15 protein-coding genes are annotated in these 18,208 nt (G+C 35.5%); 5 read left to right on the top strand and 10 right to left on the bottom strand.

Annotation, left to right across the window (positions count from 1 at the left end):
- Positions 1 to 82: 82 nt before the first annotated feature.
- The 5 genes from AVL50_RS05925 to pbpC all read right to left on the bottom strand — a co-directional run bounded on the left by AVL50_RS05925 (position 83) and on the right by pbpC (position 8,006).
- Positions 83 to 1,741, bottom strand: a complete 1,659-nt coding sequence (locus AVL50_RS05925; RefSeq protein WP_157491166.1) for a hypothetical protein — start codon at positions 1,739 to 1,741, stop codon at positions 83 to 85.
- A gap of 18 nt (positions 1,742 to 1,759) precedes the next feature.
- Positions 1,760 to 3,058, bottom strand: coding sequence for an OmpP1/FadL family transporter (locus AVL50_RS05920; protein WP_062615566.1), 1,299 nt, complete (start codon positions 3,056 to 3,058; stop codon positions 1,760 to 1,762).
- Positions 3,051 to 3,773 carry a type III pantothenate kinase gene (locus AVL50_RS05915; protein ID WP_063850565.1) on the bottom strand — a complete coding sequence of 241 codons (723 nt, stop codon included), beginning with the start codon at positions 3,771 to 3,773 and terminating at the stop codon, positions 3,051 to 3,053. Before AVL50_RS05915 ends, AVL50_RS05920 begins: the two co-directional genes overlap by 8 nt.
- 122 nt (positions 3,774 to 3,895) lie before the next feature.
- Positions 3,896 to 5,710, bottom strand: a complete 1,815-nt coding sequence (locus AVL50_RS05910) for a sodium:proton antiporter (RefSeq protein WP_062615564.1) — start codon at positions 5,708 to 5,710, stop codon at positions 3,896 to 3,898.
- Positions 5,711 to 5,774: 64 nt separating this feature from the next.
- Entirely contained in the window at positions 5,775 to 8,006 is a 2,232-nt protein-coding gene (gene pbpC / locus AVL50_RS05905) for a penicillin-binding protein 1C (RefSeq protein ID WP_172826774.1), read from the bottom strand.
- Between the two features lie 354 nt (positions 8,007 to 8,360).
- Between pbpC and AVL50_RS05900 the strand changes: the two genes are divergently transcribed.
- A complete protein-coding gene (locus tag AVL50_RS05900; protein WP_062615562.1) occupies positions 8,361 to 9,995 on the top strand; it encodes a hypothetical protein in 1,635 nt (544 codons plus the stop codon).
- A 132-nt stretch (positions 9,996 to 10,127) separates the two neighbouring features.
- Complete coding sequence (locus tag AVL50_RS05895; RefSeq protein WP_062615561.1) at positions 10,128 to 11,399, top strand: Glu/Leu/Phe/Val dehydrogenase; 1,272 nt, start codon at positions 10,128 to 10,130, stop codon at positions 11,397 to 11,399.
- 61 nt (positions 11,400 to 11,460) lie between these two features.
- Here the strand turns inward: AVL50_RS05895 and AVL50_RS05890 are convergent, their stop codons facing one another.
- Positions 11,461 to 12,585, bottom strand: a complete 1,125-nt coding sequence (locus AVL50_RS05890) for a DUF4421 family protein (protein ID WP_172826773.1) — start codon at positions 12,583 to 12,585, stop codon at positions 11,461 to 11,463.
- Between the two features lie 339 nt (positions 12,586 to 12,924).
- On the opposite strand from AVL50_RS05890, the gene AVL50_RS05885 reads away from it, so the two are divergent.
- Entirely contained in the window at positions 12,925 to 13,593 is a 669-nt protein-coding gene (locus AVL50_RS05885; protein WP_062615559.1) for a peroxiredoxin-like family protein, read from the top strand.
- Positions 13,594 to 13,816: 223 nt separating this feature from the next.
- Positions 13,817 to 14,560: an AAA family ATPase gene (locus AVL50_RS05880; protein ID WP_062615558.1), complete on the top strand. Its 744-nt coding sequence runs from the start codon at positions 13,817 to 13,819 to the stop codon at positions 14,558 to 14,560.
- A 58-nt stretch (positions 14,561 to 14,618) separates the two neighbouring features.
- On the opposite strand, the gene AVL50_RS05875 is transcribed toward AVL50_RS05880, so the two are convergent.
- The 4 genes from AVL50_RS05875 to AVL50_RS05860 are packed head-to-tail and all read right to left on the bottom strand — an operon-like array spanning position 14,619 to position 16,679.
- Positions 14,619 to 15,035 (bottom strand): cytochrome c maturation protein CcmE, encoded by a 417-nt coding sequence (locus AVL50_RS05875; protein WP_062615557.1) that lies wholly within the window; start codon positions 15,033 to 15,035, stop codon positions 14,619 to 14,621.
- A 16-nt stretch (positions 15,036 to 15,051) separates the two neighbouring features.
- On the bottom strand, positions 15,052 to 15,303 hold the full coding sequence (locus tag AVL50_RS05870; protein WP_062615556.1) for a CcmD family protein: 252 nt from the start codon (positions 15,301 to 15,303) through the stop codon (positions 15,052 to 15,054).
- A gap of 13 nt (positions 15,304 to 15,316) precedes the next feature.
- Positions 15,317 to 15,982: a cytochrome c biogenesis protein CcsA gene (ccsA, locus tag AVL50_RS05865; protein WP_062615555.1), complete on the bottom strand. Its 666-nt coding sequence runs from the start codon at positions 15,980 to 15,982 to the stop codon at positions 15,317 to 15,319.
- A 22-nt stretch (positions 15,983 to 16,004) separates the two neighbouring features.
- On the bottom strand, positions 16,005 to 16,679 hold the full coding sequence (locus tag AVL50_RS05860; protein WP_062615554.1) for a heme exporter protein CcmB: 675 nt from the start codon (positions 16,677 to 16,679) through the stop codon (positions 16,005 to 16,007).
- 359 nt (positions 16,680 to 17,038) lie between these two features.
- Here AVL50_RS05860 and AVL50_RS05855 point away from each other — a divergent pair, with 359 nt between their 5' ends.
- Positions 17,039 to 18,130 carry a hypothetical protein gene (locus AVL50_RS05855; RefSeq protein ID WP_062615553.1) on the top strand — a complete coding sequence of 364 codons (1,092 nt, stop codon included), beginning with the start codon at positions 17,039 to 17,041 and terminating at the stop codon, positions 18,128 to 18,130.
- Positions 18,131 to 18,208: the final 78 nt, after the last annotated feature.

Genomic DNA, 18,208 nt, shown 5'->3' with positions numbered 1-18,208 from the left:
TTCATATCAGTTAGTAGAGTCAATAAAAAAGCCCCATACTTGAGAAGTATGAGGCTTGATATATTTTCAATGTCTATTGAAACTATGGACGAACTCTTAAAGTAGTTGATCCACCAATCCAACATCCAATTTGTAATGCTTTACCTTCAGCATAACCTTTTGCAGCTAATGTAAATACATCAGATTTAGAAGGGAATTGCTTTTGAGCAGCAGCCATTTTTGATGAAGCACCTGCTTTAGCATACATATCATATGCCGCTAAGTAACAAGCTCTTTCGTGAACGTTGTCATTTGAAGACTCGAAACACTGCTTGTAAGAACCCATGTAAAGGTCACCAATGAAAGTATAAGCTTCTTTTGAGATTTCGCTATCAAACTCGACTGCTTTGTAAGCTTGAGCACGAGCTTGAGTTTTTAAACCTTTTTTGTTGTATAACTTAGCAAGGTCAATTGAAGTCTCAGCTTGTTTAGTTGGATCCTCAGCATATAATTCAATCGCTTTTTCTTTCCACTCGATTGCTTTGTCTACGTCATCTCTTTTGATGTATTGACCAGCAATTACACTTGCCATTGCAGCTTGAGGGTCAGCTTCAAATACTACTAAAGCAGCATCTAAGAAGTAAGGACCGTCAGTACATTTCTTACGGATAGAGTAACCGAAGATTTTCTTAGCCGTAGCAAGATCAGAAGGATCAGCTTTGAACTTAGCACCTAACTTGTCGTTGATAAAGTCACAGTCAATATCTAACATACCCATGATGTACTTATCAGCCATAGTTTGGATACGTGTCCAAGACTTCACTTCTTTGTCTTTTTTAGCAGCAGTAGCTGATTCAACGTTTTTACCAGCAATTTCAGAAACGAAGTCATACTCGTCCATTAACCAGTTTTCGTTGAAAGCCTTGTATTTTTTGAACTCAGGGTCGTTAGTTTCGAATTGAGTTTCAAGGTTTTCTAATTCTTTTTCAGCAGCTACTTTTTTAGCAGTATACTCTTTGATTTGATCATCAGTATACTTGCCATCTTTGTTTGCAATTACTGAGTTGGCAGTCAAGATAGCTGACTTTTGAGCTTTTGTCTTAGGATCTTTGTTGAATCCTTGAACTGCTTTTTTGTATGCAATGTGCAATTTAGCTACGATTGCAACATATGCAGACATGTTTGAATCGTCAGTTTTAACACCATCTCTATCCGCAACTTTTCTGTAGAAAGCATAGTAATCAGCAAGTTTCTCATCAAAATCAGGACGATCTTTTACATATCTGTAAAGGTATTTACCTTTTTCTGATTCCCACTTTTCAGCTTGACCGAAATACTTACCTCTTTCATCATAAAGCTTAAGCACCATGTCCTCATACTTTACGATCAAATCTTTATCTGCTGCGTCTTTTTTCTTTGTTTCAGTAGTAACAAGAGACTTGTATAATTTTAGACCGTAGATGTATAAGTTTTTATGGATATAAGGAGCATTTGTGTATAAATAATTAAATGCATCAAGTGTTTCCTGACCATAATTTTTTGCCTTCATATTATCAGAGAAGAAAGTGTATTTCGACTTAGTCTCTTCTACATTTTCACCCCAGCAATACCCTCTTGCATCACATCCTTTTTTCACGCTACCATCAGCAGCATTTTGTTCGGTTAAACCATTGTCCTTTTCGGCCTCTGTTCCTTCATCTTGTGCTTGAGCAATTCCTGCTACAAACATTAGTCCTAATAGAAAGGTTGCTAACTTATTCATTTTTGAAAATCCGATTGATTAGTTGATTTTTCGCCTTACAAACCAGCGATCGTTGATTGTTACACCTATATTTAATTGATAGTGACGATCCTCGAAAGTGTTGCTGTTCTGAATATCTGATTCTACCCACCCATATTGTCCAGAGACAGATAGGGATGAAAAGCCCATCGGGAATTCAATACCAGCCGTCACTAAATATTCTTTAAGCTTTTTTCCAGCCCCATAGGGCTCATAAGGAGAGGTTCCAAAAGAGAAACCACCTCTATATGTGATTCTGTCTAAATACTTTGTTGACAAATAATTGGAAGTGTACTCAACGCCAACTCCAATTTTATAGGAATCTTCTAATTGAGATCTTCCATCATAATCAACAAATTTAGACCAGTTTTGTTGCTTATAATCTACTGCTATTGCCAATTTACCCACCAATTCATAACTCAGCCCGACAGCAAATTCTTCAGGCATTGTTGCTCTTTGTGATTGATCAACAATAATAGTATCTCTATTTAAAATTAAATCAGTAGTAGAACGAGTCTGAATGTCTTCTAAACGTTTTACATTGATTTGTTGTTCAAACGTATATGTTGCACCAAAGTTTACTCTAGAGCCTTTTTCTTTTGCTCCAAAATGATGAGAGTAGTAAACTCCTGGCTTATAAATCAAACCTCTGTAGTTTAAACGAATACCTCTCGCTGAGATAAAATCACTTGAACCATCAAGAAGTTCGGTTTTTGTATTTCTTTCTATAATGCCAATATTATATCCTAGTTCAAGACCAATTGACAATCCTTTTGCTATACGGTAAGCATTTGAAAAGTAAACTTGGTTAATACCGCCTCTACCTTCATTTTGAATGCCATAATATTTGGCTGGCGTCATTTGACCGTTTACAGGGATACTTAGGGTATCTGCTTGTGAGAATTTATATCCCACCACAGTGTAAGGTTTGAAGCCTACACCCATCGTCCATCTCTGACTCACCGGAAATGCGAAAGTCATATAACTTAAACCTCCACCGTAATCAGCCTGTGTTTGATTTTCAGCAGTCAACGTTCTTTGTTCGGTAAACATACCAATCTCAAAGAGTGTCAAGTTGTTGTAAGTTAATGTAGCAGGGTTGAGCAAATTGGAGTGTCCATAACTCGCTAAACCTACACCTGTATAGCCCATACCTTTATTTCGGACAGAGGCTGCATCTACAGGATTTCCAACTCCTAATGCTGTAAAAGGAGAATTGCCTATTTGCGCTAAAGCTGTTGTAGTGAACGCAAAAATTGAGAGGCAAGTAAGAATGATATGATTAATACGTCTATACATGTAATCTCAGGATACTGTCGATTCCCTTGAGAACCAAATTTCGGTCTGCAAAGATGCTTGAATTTAATTTAGATTCAAAAGTATTTGCAACTCCACCGCATAGTAAATTATTAATTCTACCAAATTTTGCCTCATATTGGCGAATAATCCCATCAATTTCAGCCACGATTCCATTTACTGCTCCAGACAACATACAGTTGTCAGTACTGTTGCCGATCAGATCGACTTCAGAGCCTTCCCAATCCAAAAGAGGTAAGTTAGCCGTAAATGAATGCATTGCTTTTAATCTCATATTTATTCCAGGTGATATTCCACCGCCTAAATATTCGTTTTTATAATTGATGAAATCATAAGTGACACAAGTGCCGATATCAATAATAAGACAGTTCTCATTGGGGAAAACAGACATTGCACCAACAACTGCTGCAATTCGATCTACACCCAACGTTCTAGGAGTTGCGTAACGATTGATGAACGGTAATTTCAAATCTGATGTAATAATAACAACATCAAACTCTTTTTCTAGTTCTTGGACCAAATTATTTTCAATTTTGCCCACATTTGCTATACCAATACATTCACAAGAGAAGTCTTTTAATGCTTTTATAAGTTCTACTTCCTCTTTAAAGACACAAACATCTTTCAATTCGTTGTCTTGAAAGAATCCAACTTTCATTAAAGTATTGCCTATATCAATAGCGACTCTCTTTTTCATCACGTACTTCAAACTCACTTTTACGATATCATCACAGTACCGCTTACTATTTACATAAATAATGTTAGAGAAAAATTATTCAAAATATTTTAGGTTTAATTAACCTAATATTCAATGATTTGTTATTCATTAAACTTAATATAGACAATTTCATCTCCTTCATTGATCTCATTTAGAGAATCGGTTACTGGAGTTACATAACTATTTTCATGGATGATAAACACCGGTAAATCAAGTTGATCCAAAAAGTCTATGCTTTCTTCTTGGTCCATAGTCTTTTGAATTTTCATATGTTTTACCTGATGCTTTCTACGGATTAAGGTACTCAATCCAATAAAATCATATTTTCCTCTGAAAAGTAAATGCTGGGGTTTTTGAAGGGTGTGCATTTCTACTTCCATTTTTGAGGCTAAACGGAATACCTTATTCATACCCAGTTCTGAGGAAATTGTTCTATTACCTAAAATATTTATTTCATTATTGGAAGTGGTTGAAAAAAGTTGGCCATAGGCAGAAAAATCTACGTTTTCTATGGCTCCATCTGATAAAATACTTCCTTCATATATAGGTATTCTATGTCTTTTGGCTTCTCTTAAATTTTGTTCTGAGGTATCAGATACCATTACAGGGATGTGATATTGTTGTAAGATCTTGGCAATGAAAAGTCCGACTTCACTCGCACCAAGGAATAATATTCCGTTGGGTTCTTGTCGTGTTACTTTCAATAGCTTTGCAAAAGGCTTAGCCGTTAAGCCTTGAAGAATGACAGTGCCGATAATGATCATGAAGGTAAGAGGAAGCAATAGTTTAGCTTCTTCTACTTGAGCTTCTGTGATTGGAGCAATTCCTTGTGTTAATTTTAAGGTGAATAATGAGGCAACACCCGCCGCTACAATACCTCTTGGAGAAATATAGGAAATAAAAATTCGTTCTTTCCAAGTTAATGAGGGTCCCAAAGTACTGCAAAGTACTACCAATGGTCTCAAAACAAAGATAATGACAATGAATAACACCACACTATGAAAGTTGGCCAGCGCTTCAAAGTCACTGATATTCATTCTTGATGACAACATTACAAAGAGAAATGAAATCAGAATAAGTGTTACATCTTCTTTGAATGATAAAATGGATTTGATGGATGCTACTTTGGAATTGGCTAGTATCATACCGTAAACAGTTACAGCAAGCAAACCAGATTCGGCATGTAATAGATCCGAAAAAGCGAAAGTGGCAATTACAAAACCAAGTATAACTGTATTTTTAAGGTGATCCGGCAATAACCTCTGGTTTAGTACTTTGGTCGTAATAAAGGCGGCAATTCCTCCTGAAATCAATCCAGAAAGTGCTAGCAATACAAAACCTTTCAAAGCAAAAAATGTAAATAACTCATTGGGTTGCCCAGAAAGAATAAAATCAAATATCAAAATGGCAGTCAATGCTCCAACAGGGTCAATCAATATTCCTTCCCATTTTAAAATGGTATTAATTCTAGCATTAGGCTTTACATTTCTCAATAAAGGCCCAATTACTGTTGGTCCACTTACAATAATCAAGGCACTAAAAAGAAAAGCAATTCTATAACTGATCCCCATTATATAATGTGTGGCAATGGCTCCGCCAATCAATGTAATAAATGTACCAAAGAACAATAATCGCCAAATAACATTGCCTATGTTTTTGGTTTCTTTGAGTTTCAATGTCATTCCTCCTTCAAAAAGTATCAGACCTACAGAAAGATTCACCACATCGAACAATAGATCTCCATGGAAAATCTTATCTCCATCGATAAATTTTGAGCCATCGGATGTGAAAAAAGTGGAGAAAGGCCCCACCAATAGACCAATTAAAATAAGTGGTAAGATTGCAGGAATCTTGATTCTCCAACCAAGCCACTGTGCAAAAAATCCCAACCCGATAAGTCCTGCAAGTTCGATCATATAATGTAAACGCGTATTACTTTTTAAGAAGTTTTGAGTTCTAAAGAGTGTAAGTTTTTGAAACTTATTTTACAAAGATAGAAATATCGGTATTTCTACCTTTATCATCACTACAAGAAATCTTATTTTTTCCTGGTGAAGGTTTGTAGAAGAATGTTTCTCTTTTATTGATTTTTCCTTTGAATTTATCATTTATATACCAAAATACATAGTCGACATCATTGGAAGTAATGGCCTTCAATTCCAATTCAGCATTGGATTGAGATACATAATAAGTTCTTCCGTCAATTGGAGAAACAATTTCTGGCGGATTTCCTGAAATCAGACTCTGACACGCAGGGTTATGAGGTGGTGCAAATGGGAATGGTATTTTTTCATCGATATAATATTGTGTTAATGTTTCTGGCGGATTTGGATAACTTTTTTTGATATAACCGCCATTGTGTGGCAGACATTCAGAACAGTACGAGAATTTCTCATCAGGATGCACAAATACAATTTTCTTATGAGTACATTTTTTTGATGAGGAAACTAAAGGAATATACCAGTCTTCTACTTGATGATCGCAAAAAGTATTGGGTATGATCCCCGAAACAGCACAAACATTTCTTTTAAATAAATTATCAGGAACTTCAACTTCTTCTTGTTGTACATTATTAGAAGAATATAAGCTTCTAAATATTCTGAATAACAAAGGAGTAGCAATCTCGGCTCCTGTTAGTTCTTGCACGCCTTCATTGGAGAAATTGCCACACCAAACTCCCACTGTATATTTTGAATTGTAACCAATACTCCAAGCATCTTTACGGCCGTAAGATGTACCGGTTTTCCATGCAATTTTAGGTACATTAATACTGTTTTGAGGATTATTGGGTAAGTCGGGCCTTTTCAGTGTACTTAAAATTTCCCTGATCATAAATGCACTTTCCTTACTTATGATTTCAGTCTCGTTTTGATTCGTTTGATAGACTGGTGATATGCTATAATAAATTCCTTGATTGGCGAAAGCTGAATATAATTTAGCTAACTCTTCTAAAGTTACACCACATCCTCCCAAAACAGTAGATAAACCAAGCCTTTTCTGCTGACTTTGAATAGTTGAAAATTCTGCAAGTGTCAGTTTTTGAATGAAATCATGTACACCAACTTTCTCCACTAATGCAACAGCAGGAATATTCAATGATTGTGTAAGTGCTTCTTTCACTGTTAGACTTCCTCTGAATTTTTGATCATAATTCATTGGACTGTATGTGCCGAAATCACTCGGGACATCCAAAATCATTTGTTGAGGAGTGATTAATCCTTTATCGAAGCCCATTCCATAGGCAAGAGGCTTCAATGTACTTCCTGGTGATCTTACCGCTTTTACGCCATCCACTTGCCCTGAATATTGATCGTCTTCAAAGTCCTGTGATCCAATGTATGCTATAATCTGATGCGATTTATTGTCAATAATTACTGCAGCTGCATTTTGAATGCCATAAGATTGAATAACTCTAGAATAATTTTTGACTATTTTTTGTGAACGGATTTGTATTTTTTCATTAATGCTTGTGGGAAATGTGAGTTGAAGCGGGTGTTCATTATACAATCTCTGATTTAAGTGAGGAGTGAGGTTGTTAATGTTCTTTCTCTGAAAATAAATAGGCTCTGTCAATGCGGTATTTAAGGTATTCTCATTGAAAAGTCCCATTTCATAATACTTTTTTAACCATCTGTTTCTTTCTTTTTTAAGTTGTGTTTTAGAACTGTTGATGGCTAAAGAGGTAGGACGGTTAGGAATAATGGACAAAAGTGTGGCTTCTGCAGGGCTCAATAAAATTGGTTTTTTTTGGAGGTACAATAACGAAGCGGAATAAATGCCTTCAACATTTCCTCCAAAAGGAATTAGGTTAAGGTATAGGTTGAGAATTTCTTCTTTCGAAAAAGTAATTTCCAACTGAATAGCTTTAAAGATTTCAATCAGCTTATTCCAGTAGGTTCTTTCATTAGGTTCCAAAAGCCGAATCACCTGCATGCTAATTGTAGACGCGCCTGAAGTTCTCTTACCTGTTGTGATGTTATCAAAAAAAGCTCTGCCAATGGCAAAAGGATCAACACCACAGTGATAATAAAACCATTGATCTTCTTTTTCAATTATGGCTTGTTTAAAAAAGTTTGAGATACTGTCATTTTCAATATGTAATCTCCATTTATCAGTACTGTTTAATGTAGCTCCAATAATATTTTTTTCAGAAGACAAAACAATTTGGCCATAAGTAGTTTTAGGATTGTAAGGAAATAAAAATTTAATCACCAATATTACCTGAAATAGGATAATTAAAAGAAAGCTTACTCTGATAGAAAGTTTCTTTGTTAAGTGATTGGTATTTAACTCTTTAACTTGTGAGGTTTTCAAAATGGATTCTTAATTTATGTTTCATTACATTAGAAAGAAAACGATGCATACATCATGGTTTTCATTTCTCAAATGATAGAGTTTGTCAATAGCCCTGAATTATAGGATTCTAATCATAATGCTTCTAATAAAAAATCGAGCAAATTAGGGTTCAACAAAAGTACGCTTTATTTCAAAAAATAGGATTAGAAAGTATTATTTTCTAGATCTCATTTCTACCTAGTTACTACCCTTTATCAACTATCTCATCTCATGAAAACAAAATTTTATTTACTCCTAATTTTCATTTTGACATTAAATTTCCCAATTGACTGTCATTCACAAACTTTTGAAGAAAATACAATCAAGTTCCCAATGCTTCACGAATATGATGGTAATTACCACATCAATCCAATGGGTGACAATGGCTTGATTGTATTGAGAAATAGATATGCAGGAGAAAAAAAGCATATCATTTCTGAGCTAGAAGTCACCTACATCAAATCCAATTTCCAAAAAAAGTGGGTAAAGACGATTAATCTTACACATTATGGAGATTTTATTTCTGAAGATTTTGACGACAAATACGCTTATTATTTGATGCGTTCAAGCAAAAGAGCCTATCAAGTTTTAAGAATTCGATTGGACGATGGTTCACACAAGGTTTTCTTTTACAGAAATGTAGAAAAGATGACAGTGGATTATTTTGAAATAGAAGACAATATCTGTTTCCTTGGCGGTGCTGCTGATACACGTCCTTTTGTTTCCAGATGGAATTTAGAAAGTGGAAAAAGAACGATATTACCTTCAATCAACCAACTAAAAGGTGGTGTGGTATGCATGAAATGGGATCATGATGCCGACCTTCTTACTGTGGTTATAAAAGCGGAAATGTCGAGTGAGCACAGAGGTGTTTATATCAATGATTACACCGTGGATGGACGTTTGGATAAACAGTATTTTGAGGAAATTCAAAGAGATTATAACTACTTGACTTTTAGACCTTATCATAACTCTAGAGGTGAATTGATGATAATAGGAACATATGGTTTGGGAAGTTATGAAGAGGATGTGCAAGGCGTTTATACTATGGCTGTTGGTAAAAACAGTTATCGCTTGAGGCCTAAATTTTATGATTTCCTGTTTTTCAACAATTTCAATAGTCACTTGCCTGAAAAAGAACAGGAGCAGATTAAGACAAAGTTTGAGAATAAAAGAGAACGAAATAAGGTAATACCACAGCACCTGACTCTTCAAGAACATGAATTGCAGTTTATGAATGGACAGATCGTTTTTGTAATGGAAGAAATGGATTATGTTTATCCGTTTACAAGTGATGCAAAATATACCACTGAAAGTTTCTTTTCAAAAGCAGACGTACCAACGCCCAAGCGGTTTGTACAGGATTATGAAAATCAGATTGTAAAGAAAGGAGAATATATTCCTTATGCGTTAAATGTAGACAAGTTGCCTGGCGGGAATCCTTTTCCATTAGAGTGTAGATACAAAAGGGTGATTGCTTGTGGTTTTGATCCTGAAACAGGTAAAATGCAATGGGATAATACTTATTCAGCTCGAAGTTTAAAAAATAATCTGCCCGTTGAATCAGTACAAGCCTATGCCGACCATAAGAAAGTGGCTTTTGTACATGTGAGCAGGGATAGCTTTTTCTATAAAATTTCTGATCGTTTAGAATACAAAGATGATTGCGAAGTGATGGTATATAAAGATTATTCTCCTGCCAACGATGTAGAAAAATACATGAATGGAGGATTAAGTCATTGGTATGAAAATCACTTTATCCATACAGGAACTAAAAAAATTACTTCTAATTTAAATCGTAAAGAAACCCAGCAATATTTTTTCCTTACTTGCTTGTCTTACAGCAACCGTCAGTATACTGAATGATAAAATATCCATTTGATTATAAAATGATTACGGATTATTATTCCATCAAATTGAACAAAATATTTGGTTATTTGAATCCTTTTTAAGGTATTTGCATTAATAAACGTAATATTTACACATAAAATACATAAGATGGGGTACATTGAACCTGCACCAATTACTGACAAAGAGAATCCATTTGAGTCTATGATGGAGCGATTCAATATCGCTGCAGAAAAGCTTGGGTTAGATTTAGAAACTTATGAAGTTTTAAAAAGTCCTGCAAAGCAAGTGATTGTCTCATTGCCCATTGTAATGGATGATGGTCATAAAAAAGTATTTGAAGGATATAGAGTAATTCACTCCAACACTTTAGGGCCTTCAAAAGGTGGTGTTCGCTATGATATGGATGTAAACCTCGATGAGGTGAAAGCATTGGCGGCATGGATGACATGGAAATGTGCCGTTGTAGATATTCCTTATGGTGGAGCAAAAGGCGGAATCAAATGTGATCCGGCGAATATGTCTAAAGGTGAGCTGGAAAGATTGACAAGGGCTTACACTGTAAAAATGTATGAGATCTTTGGTCCTGATATTGATATTCCTGCTCCTGATATGGGAACAGGTCCTCAGGAAATGGCTTGGATTATGGATGAATATTCTAAAGCACAAGGAAAGACAGTTCAGGCAGTTGTTACGGGTAAACCGTTGGTCTTAGGAGGTTCGTTAGGCAGAGTCGAAGCAACAGGTAGGGGAGTGATGGTTTCTGCAATGGAAGCATTGCGAAAGATGAAAATTAACCCTAATGGAGCTACAGCTGCAATTCAAGGTTTTGGTAATGTTGGAAGCAACGCCGCTAAACTTCTTGCTCAAAAAGGATTAAGAATTACTGCAATCTCAGATCATACAGGAGCGTTTTATAACCCTGATGGAATTGATTTGAGAGAAGCAAGTGAATATAGAGCGACTTATAAAACATTAGAAGGTTTTACGGGTGGTGAGAAAATCTCAAATGACGCATTACTGGAACTAGAAGTTGATGTTTTGGTGCCAGCAGCAAAGGAAGATGTGATCAATATCAAAAATGCAGATGCTATCAAAGCCAAATTGATTGTGGAAGGAGCCAATGGACCAACAGGTGCTAAAGCGGATAAAATTCTACATGAAAAAGGAGTGGTGGTAGTACCAGATATTCTTGCAAATGCTGGTGGAGTTACGGTGTCTTATTTTGAATGGGTTCAAAACCGTTTAGGTTACAAATGGACTCGCGACAGAGTAAACAGAAGAAGTGACCGTATTATGAAAGAAGCTTTTGAAAGAGTCTTTAGTATTGCAGAAAAACACAATGTATCTCTAAGGATTGCCTCTTATATGGTGGCCATTACAAAAGTAGCTGATACTTATAAACTAAGAGGCTCTTTTTAATTGAGATACTCAACAGAGAACAAAATAAATTTTACTTGGTTATATTGGATAGGGAACAGGGCTAATCTTGTTCCTTATTTTTTTTGTTGTGCTTTCCTATCACCATCTCAAAGGTAGTTTTGATAAAGTGGTTGGCCCAATTGACAGTTTGATTCAGGCGGGGTCCCATATCGAAGCGGTAGCCACAATTGATTTCAAAGTTGGTAAAGTAACTGATGGCCAAAAATTCCTGATCAACAATAGATGGAAGCACACTGTAGGTAATTTCTGTATTGAGTGATAAAGTGATGAACATCCTTTGGGTATTGTATCCCGCAGAGGCTTTTGTATCCAACGCTGGTAAGAAAGCGTACCTTGTGCCTGTCTGATCTGCCAATGTATAATTTTGGTGCTGTACTCCCATACCTACTCCAACCATGGCTCCAAAATAGAAGCCTCGCCAGACAAGTGCACCGGCACCTCCTCCTAGTACTGTGAGGTCATTCATCACAAGCCTGCTCATTGTACCAAATTTCGATTCGGGATTTCTTGCCAATGGAGGAAGGAAAGGAGCTGCTGCGTTGTAATTTTCCGATCGGTATCTTGCTTTGAAATAAGTGGTGAAAGCACTCTTCATTTGAATCTCCTTCTGTTTGAAAATAGCTTTATAGCTGAACTTTTTGTTAGAGAACCGAACGGCGTGAAGATTGATTGAACGTGTGATGATGTCATCCCTGATCAGCTTTTGAGGTCTGTTCCATGTACTATCATAAATAGCCACATTGGTATCGGTAAAACCCGTATACCGATAATATTCGGCATCCAAATACCACTTCTTCACAAAACCATCTACTCTCAAACGGAATACACTCGATTTTCCATAAAGGTCTTCATCGTATTCAGAAATAGGTGTTTGAATACTGGCTCTGATGCCGAGGTTTCCAAAGCTGACACCTAGGCCCACCAAATAACTATTATTGGGAACGTAGATCACATCTTTCGGACGATCTCTACGTATCAAAGCATCATTATCCCACCAGTTTTTTGGTGGAAAATTATTGAATAGGAGTGTGAGTTTTGAATTGGATAGAAATACACTTCCCGTTATTTTATCATTAATATCTCTTACGAACCCATGAATATGGGTACTGTCATTTGTTGTAGATTGACCATAAATAAATGAAGTACTAAATAATGTAATGAGCAAAAATATAATGTGAACAGAAAGAGTTCTCATAAGATATAAAAATGTAATCAACTCTGAAAAATTACTTTTTTTAGAGATATAGAACAAAAATAGAAGTGTTTAGACGAGTTTTTCATAAATTAACAAAAAATGAATGATATGTACCATTTATTATCCTCAATGAACTAGAATGTTTTTTCGTTAAAGGTGCACTGAAGTATTAAATTTATCTTGTTAAGTGATGTATGATGTAATGTTTTTATTCTTATTTGGCTATTATGTCTAAACATTTTAGTACCTGATTTGTTTAAATTTTCATTGCCTCCTTTCTAATTAAAACACTCTGACTATTAAACAATTATGCTTGATTATCAAATGTATTTCCCAAACCTCAATTCAAACCTATTATTAAAGGCCATTTTTATTTTATTTTTTGGTGCTGCCGCAATGAATGTGTCTGCCCAAAAAGTACCAGCAAGTGCCAATGACATTTCACCGTTATTGATTGGAGAGTATATCCCAAAGGATATTATGCTTCGTGATGTAGATGGAAATGAAGTGAATCTCAAAAAAGAGATGAACAAGAAACCAACAATCCTGATTTTTTACAGAGGGGGATGGTGCCCTTATTGTAATCGACAGCTTTCTGGACTAGGCGAAGTATCTGACTACCTTGTTAGTATAGGGTATCAGATTATTGCCATATCTCCAGATACGCCAGAACACCTGTCACTTACTTATGATAAACACATGATGAATTATTCATTGTTGTCAGATAGTGATATGACTGCTGCTAAAAGCTTCGGGTTGGCTTTTGAACTGAATGATAAAGAGTTCAGTAAATACACCAATCTAGGGATGGATATTGTAATGACAACAGGTGGAACTCACCGTATGTTGCCAGTTCCTGCTGTCTTTTTTGTACGTCAGAATGGTGAGATTAATTTTGAGTACATCAATCCAAACTTTAAGAAAAGAATCAGCTCTTCTTTATTGATCACAGCGGCAGAAACAATGAGTTCTGAGTAGTTTGAATCTAAAGGATTGAACAAATTTATTCGGGTGTTTTAATATAATTTCGGACTGTATTTTTGAATCTATCAAGTTCAGTATCAGAAATTAGTATTAAAACACCCGTTTTCATTTATCTTTCTTCTAGTCATTTGGTTTTGGTGATAGGCGTCAACGTAAATTTAATCATAAGTGTTTATATTACAGTTAATAAATCTTTAACCTATAAAACACTACTGTCATGGACGCAAATATCTATTCTCAGCTAATTAAAAACATCGAGTTACAGTTTAGGAAAAAACTAAAAAAGCATCCTTATTCAAAAGGAATGATTGTAACAATCTCTAGAGAATACGGATCTGGGGTAAGAGATGTTGGAGAAAAATTAGTGCAAAAATTGAATGATCAGAAAATAGGTTTCAACCTTAATGATCAACCTTGGAAACTCATTGACACTACAGTAATCCATGATCTTTCTGAAAAATTAAAAGTCTCTTATAAAGACATAGAAGAGTACGTTCCTTTTGAAAAAAAAGGATTCGTAGAACAATTGATTCACTCTTTCGGTAAAAATTATAATAAATTAGACGGGCATTTAACTTCAGCATTGGAAGCTATAATGCACACTTACTTTGAAAGAGGTAACGTAGTGATTTTGGGTAGAGGAGGTGGACATTTTGCCTCGATGCTCAAAAATGCCTTAAGAATAAAAATTAATAGCACTTATCAGTTTAGAGTGGCTGAAATTATGAAGAACCATAATTTGAACTATAATGATGCTAAATTGAAAATGCTGGAGTTTAGTAAGCTAAGAAATGATTTCTTAGAACATGTTCAAAAAGGAAACTCTGAGACCTATGATACAGTGATTGACAGGACTCGATTGGACGATGATACATTAGCAGATTATCTTCTTTCCTTTACAAGTGCTAAAGCAAAAGATCTTTCAAGATTGAATAAAGCAGCACAATTAGAGAAAGTTTAAATAAAAAAATCCCTTCCGGTTTGGTTCGGAAGGGATTTTTTATGTCTAGAATGAAATATTATAATTGAGTTTCCTCGTATTTAGAAGGGCATTTCATTAAAATTTCACTTGCTAAGAATTCTTGACCTTCGCCTTTCGCTCTGCCGATTACTACTACTTTTTCAGATTTCTCAAAATCTCTCATAGAAGCTGGAGGAGAGTAGCAAACTACTTTTCTAGCCACGTTTTTATCGTCAACTAAAGTAAATGCAAGGTAATTGGGATCTTTGGCAGGATTGTAATCAATGCCAATAACATTCCCGTTTTTATCTTTTTGAAGTTCACCAATTACGTGAACTTTTGATGTATTTCCATCAGCTGCTAAGCTATACGCTTCAGAGAAATCAACATATTGACTCGCATCGCCGGCAGTGACAACTAGAATACTGATCATTACAGCAATGATCACCAATCCAAAAATATGAGACTTTTTCATAGTGTGTTTAGATATTTTATTGTTCTTCTACCATTTTTTCCAACTTGCTTACCTTTTTATCTACCATAAAAAGATAAACAGTCATTCCAACCCATAATGCAGCAATAACAGCAACAACCACATAGATTTTACCATTGTCACGCATTACATCAGCCATCTCAATTCCATTGTTTCCATAATCTGCTGATGTGATAGGAATTTTATCTTGAGCAATTGCACTGATCACTGTTATTAATGATAAAGCGATCATTGAAAGCATCTTTTTCATCTTATATATAAATTTACTCGTTTTCTAATAATTGATTTTCAACCGTTCTCATTCTTACGTTCAAACTTGTAAACCATACGCCTAGTAATGTCCAGCCAATGATAGCAGGATAAAATACCAAACGAAGCTTACTGTCTAAGTCATACGCATTGAAACCTGGGTTACCTCCGTTACCTGGGTGCAAAGAATCAGTAAGACGTGGAAGAACGAAAATGAGAGGAATAAAGATTGCAAACGCAAAGATGTTGAAAATAGCACTTATTCTTGCCTTTTGCTCTTCATCTTTAAATGAACCTCTTAAGATGACATACGCAAAGTAAAACATCAAACCACCTGCGGCTCCGTTTTGTTTGGGGTCTCCACTCCAATAGGCCCCCCAAGTGAATTTGGCCCAGATCATACCTGTGACAATACCCAAGATCCCGAACAAAATGCCAGTATTAGCTAGTTCAGCCGCCCAAAGGTCGTGTTTCAAATCCTGTGATTTCAAGTATTTGATGGAATAAATCATGGATGCTAAAAGCACGAGGATCATTCCAAACCACATCGGAACGTGGAAATATAAGTTTCTGATTGTTTCGTTTAGAATGTCTAAGCGAGGGACTTCCAGTAATAGTCCTCCTATGAGGGTGTAAGCCATTAGGACTAATGCTGTGATTTTCCACCAAGCACCTTTCATTGCTGTTTAATTTAATTTTTATCTAACTTCTCCAAAGATAAGGAAATAGGAGATAGGAAACTGTAATAACAATAATATCAATTGCTAAAATAACCATGATTTCGTCCAAGGTCTGACTCCTTGCCAATCCATCAATTGCATTTTTTGAAGCCTTAATCAACATCAGAATCATTGGCAGAATTGCTGGTAATCCCAGAATTGCCATCAGTGTATTATTACCTTGAGCTTTGGAAGCAATTCCTGCTACCATTGTCAAGGAAGACGAAAAACCGATAGCTCCTAATCCTACACATACGGCAAACATCCAAGGATCTTGAATAGGGTTGCCCAGTACAATACTATAAACACCTAAACCAAGAAAGGCTACCAACAGCATCAGTAATGCATTGTAGACAATTTTTGATAAGATAATGGACTGCGGGCTTACTAATTGGTAGTAATAAAAGTGTCTTCCTCCTGCTTCCTGAGTGAAGCTTTTGGATGCACCATTCAAAGCCGTGAATAATTGTATGATCCAAAAAAGGGTATTCCAAGTAATAGGGGACAACTCTACTCTTCGTTGGTTAAAACTTAAATAACAGACGAATATTGTACTTATTGTATACAACAAAAGTCCATTAAGGTTTGAGCGTTCCCTCCATTCCAAAGCAACCTCCTTTCGGACCAGAACATTTATTTCTGAAATTATTGACTTCATATTGATATTTAAACACCGCAAAATTACCAAAAAATCATGAATAGATCCAATTGAAATTGAAACTTACTTTTTTTGGCACTTTATATGTTTGTAGGTTTATACTATAAGTGTTCAACCCAATAGGTTTTATACTTACTACCAATTAAATGCTGCAATAGAGTTACTTACTGTTTCTATTCCTTCATAACCTAATGATAAAAATATTAGAATCATTTCTAAATTTGTGTGTTGTGGTAGAGATGAAGCAGTGTGTGAAGTAGTAAAAAAGCATTTTTCTTGGTTTTAACTATTGAAATTATTTCGTCTTTTAACTTTAAATACTCTTTTTCGTGTTTTCATTAGAAAATACATTCAATTATATGAAACAAACTTTATTATATATTTCACTTTTATCTAGCTTGCTCTTATTTGATGGATGTGTGCCCAAAGTTTGTCCAGCATATATTAGTTCATTTTATCAGAAAGATGATACAAGTAGTTTGTATTATGTGAAAACTACTCCTGATACGGTCAATGATTACTTTGTACCTTTTGGAGATACAACTTATACTGTAAGAGGAAAAGTATCTTATATCAGCTATTTTTTAGACAGAGATTCTGTTGAGGCTAAAGAGGAAGAGTTATTCGCATCAAGAGAAAGAGGGTGGAATGGTATTGTAGAGCCAAGAGGACGTTTTTATGATAAGATTCTTAATTCAGAAAAGAAAAAAGCACATTCCAATTATCCTAATTATATTATTGGTTTACAGCATAATCCTTATCCATTAGAGTTGACAGCAGAAGATTCTGTAATCAATTTTATCCCTGAAGATAGTATTTACTTAGTGTCAGCTTCTGATTCATTAGAAAATATGTTATTTGCTGGTGGTCCAGGATATGATGATTCCATGGTGGCCAAAGAATTACCAGATCAAAAAAGTGATGAGGCTAATGAGGAAACAAATGACTCCCTCCCGCCAATGATGTATGACGGTTATGTTTATATGCAAAAATATGGAGATAGAGTGGCGAAGGAAGACAGTATGCGTGCGGGCTATTTCCTTGTCCCTGATTCTATGTATTTGGTGGAACGTAAATGGTTTGAACTCTGGAAGCCGAAATATTATATGATCCCAAAGAGCGTTTTGGATGGAAAGGATGCCAACAAAATGGCTAAATATGAAACCGACTCTTTATCACAGTTACCTCAGTATGATTCCTTGGGTAATGAAATTGTGGTGGAAAAGAAAGGGTTATTTGGTAAAAAGAAGAAGAAAGAGGAGACTGCTGAGGAAGGAGATTTGACAGATGATTCTACTGGTTCTAGTGATGTTTCATCGGTTGATGATGATGAAACTGAAGAAGGTGGAGAGGAACAAGAAAAAGAAAAGAAAGGTCTCTTTGGAAAGAAGAAAAAGGACAAAAAGAAAAAAGAAGAAGAGGTACAGCCTGCCGATGATGAAGATTGGTAATACTGCACTTTGAAAGTAATATAACCCCATTTTAGTGAAGGCTAGAATGGGGTTTCTTTTTAATAGGAAGGTCTCAGT

The organism is Flammeovirga sp. SJP92 (assembly GCF_001583495.1).
Lineage (GTDB): Bacteria > Bacteroidota > Bacteroidia > Cytophagales > Flammeovirgaceae > Flammeovirga.
Note: the sequence above shows the minus strand (reverse complement) of the source record. Positions and strands in the feature narration are given on the sequence as shown.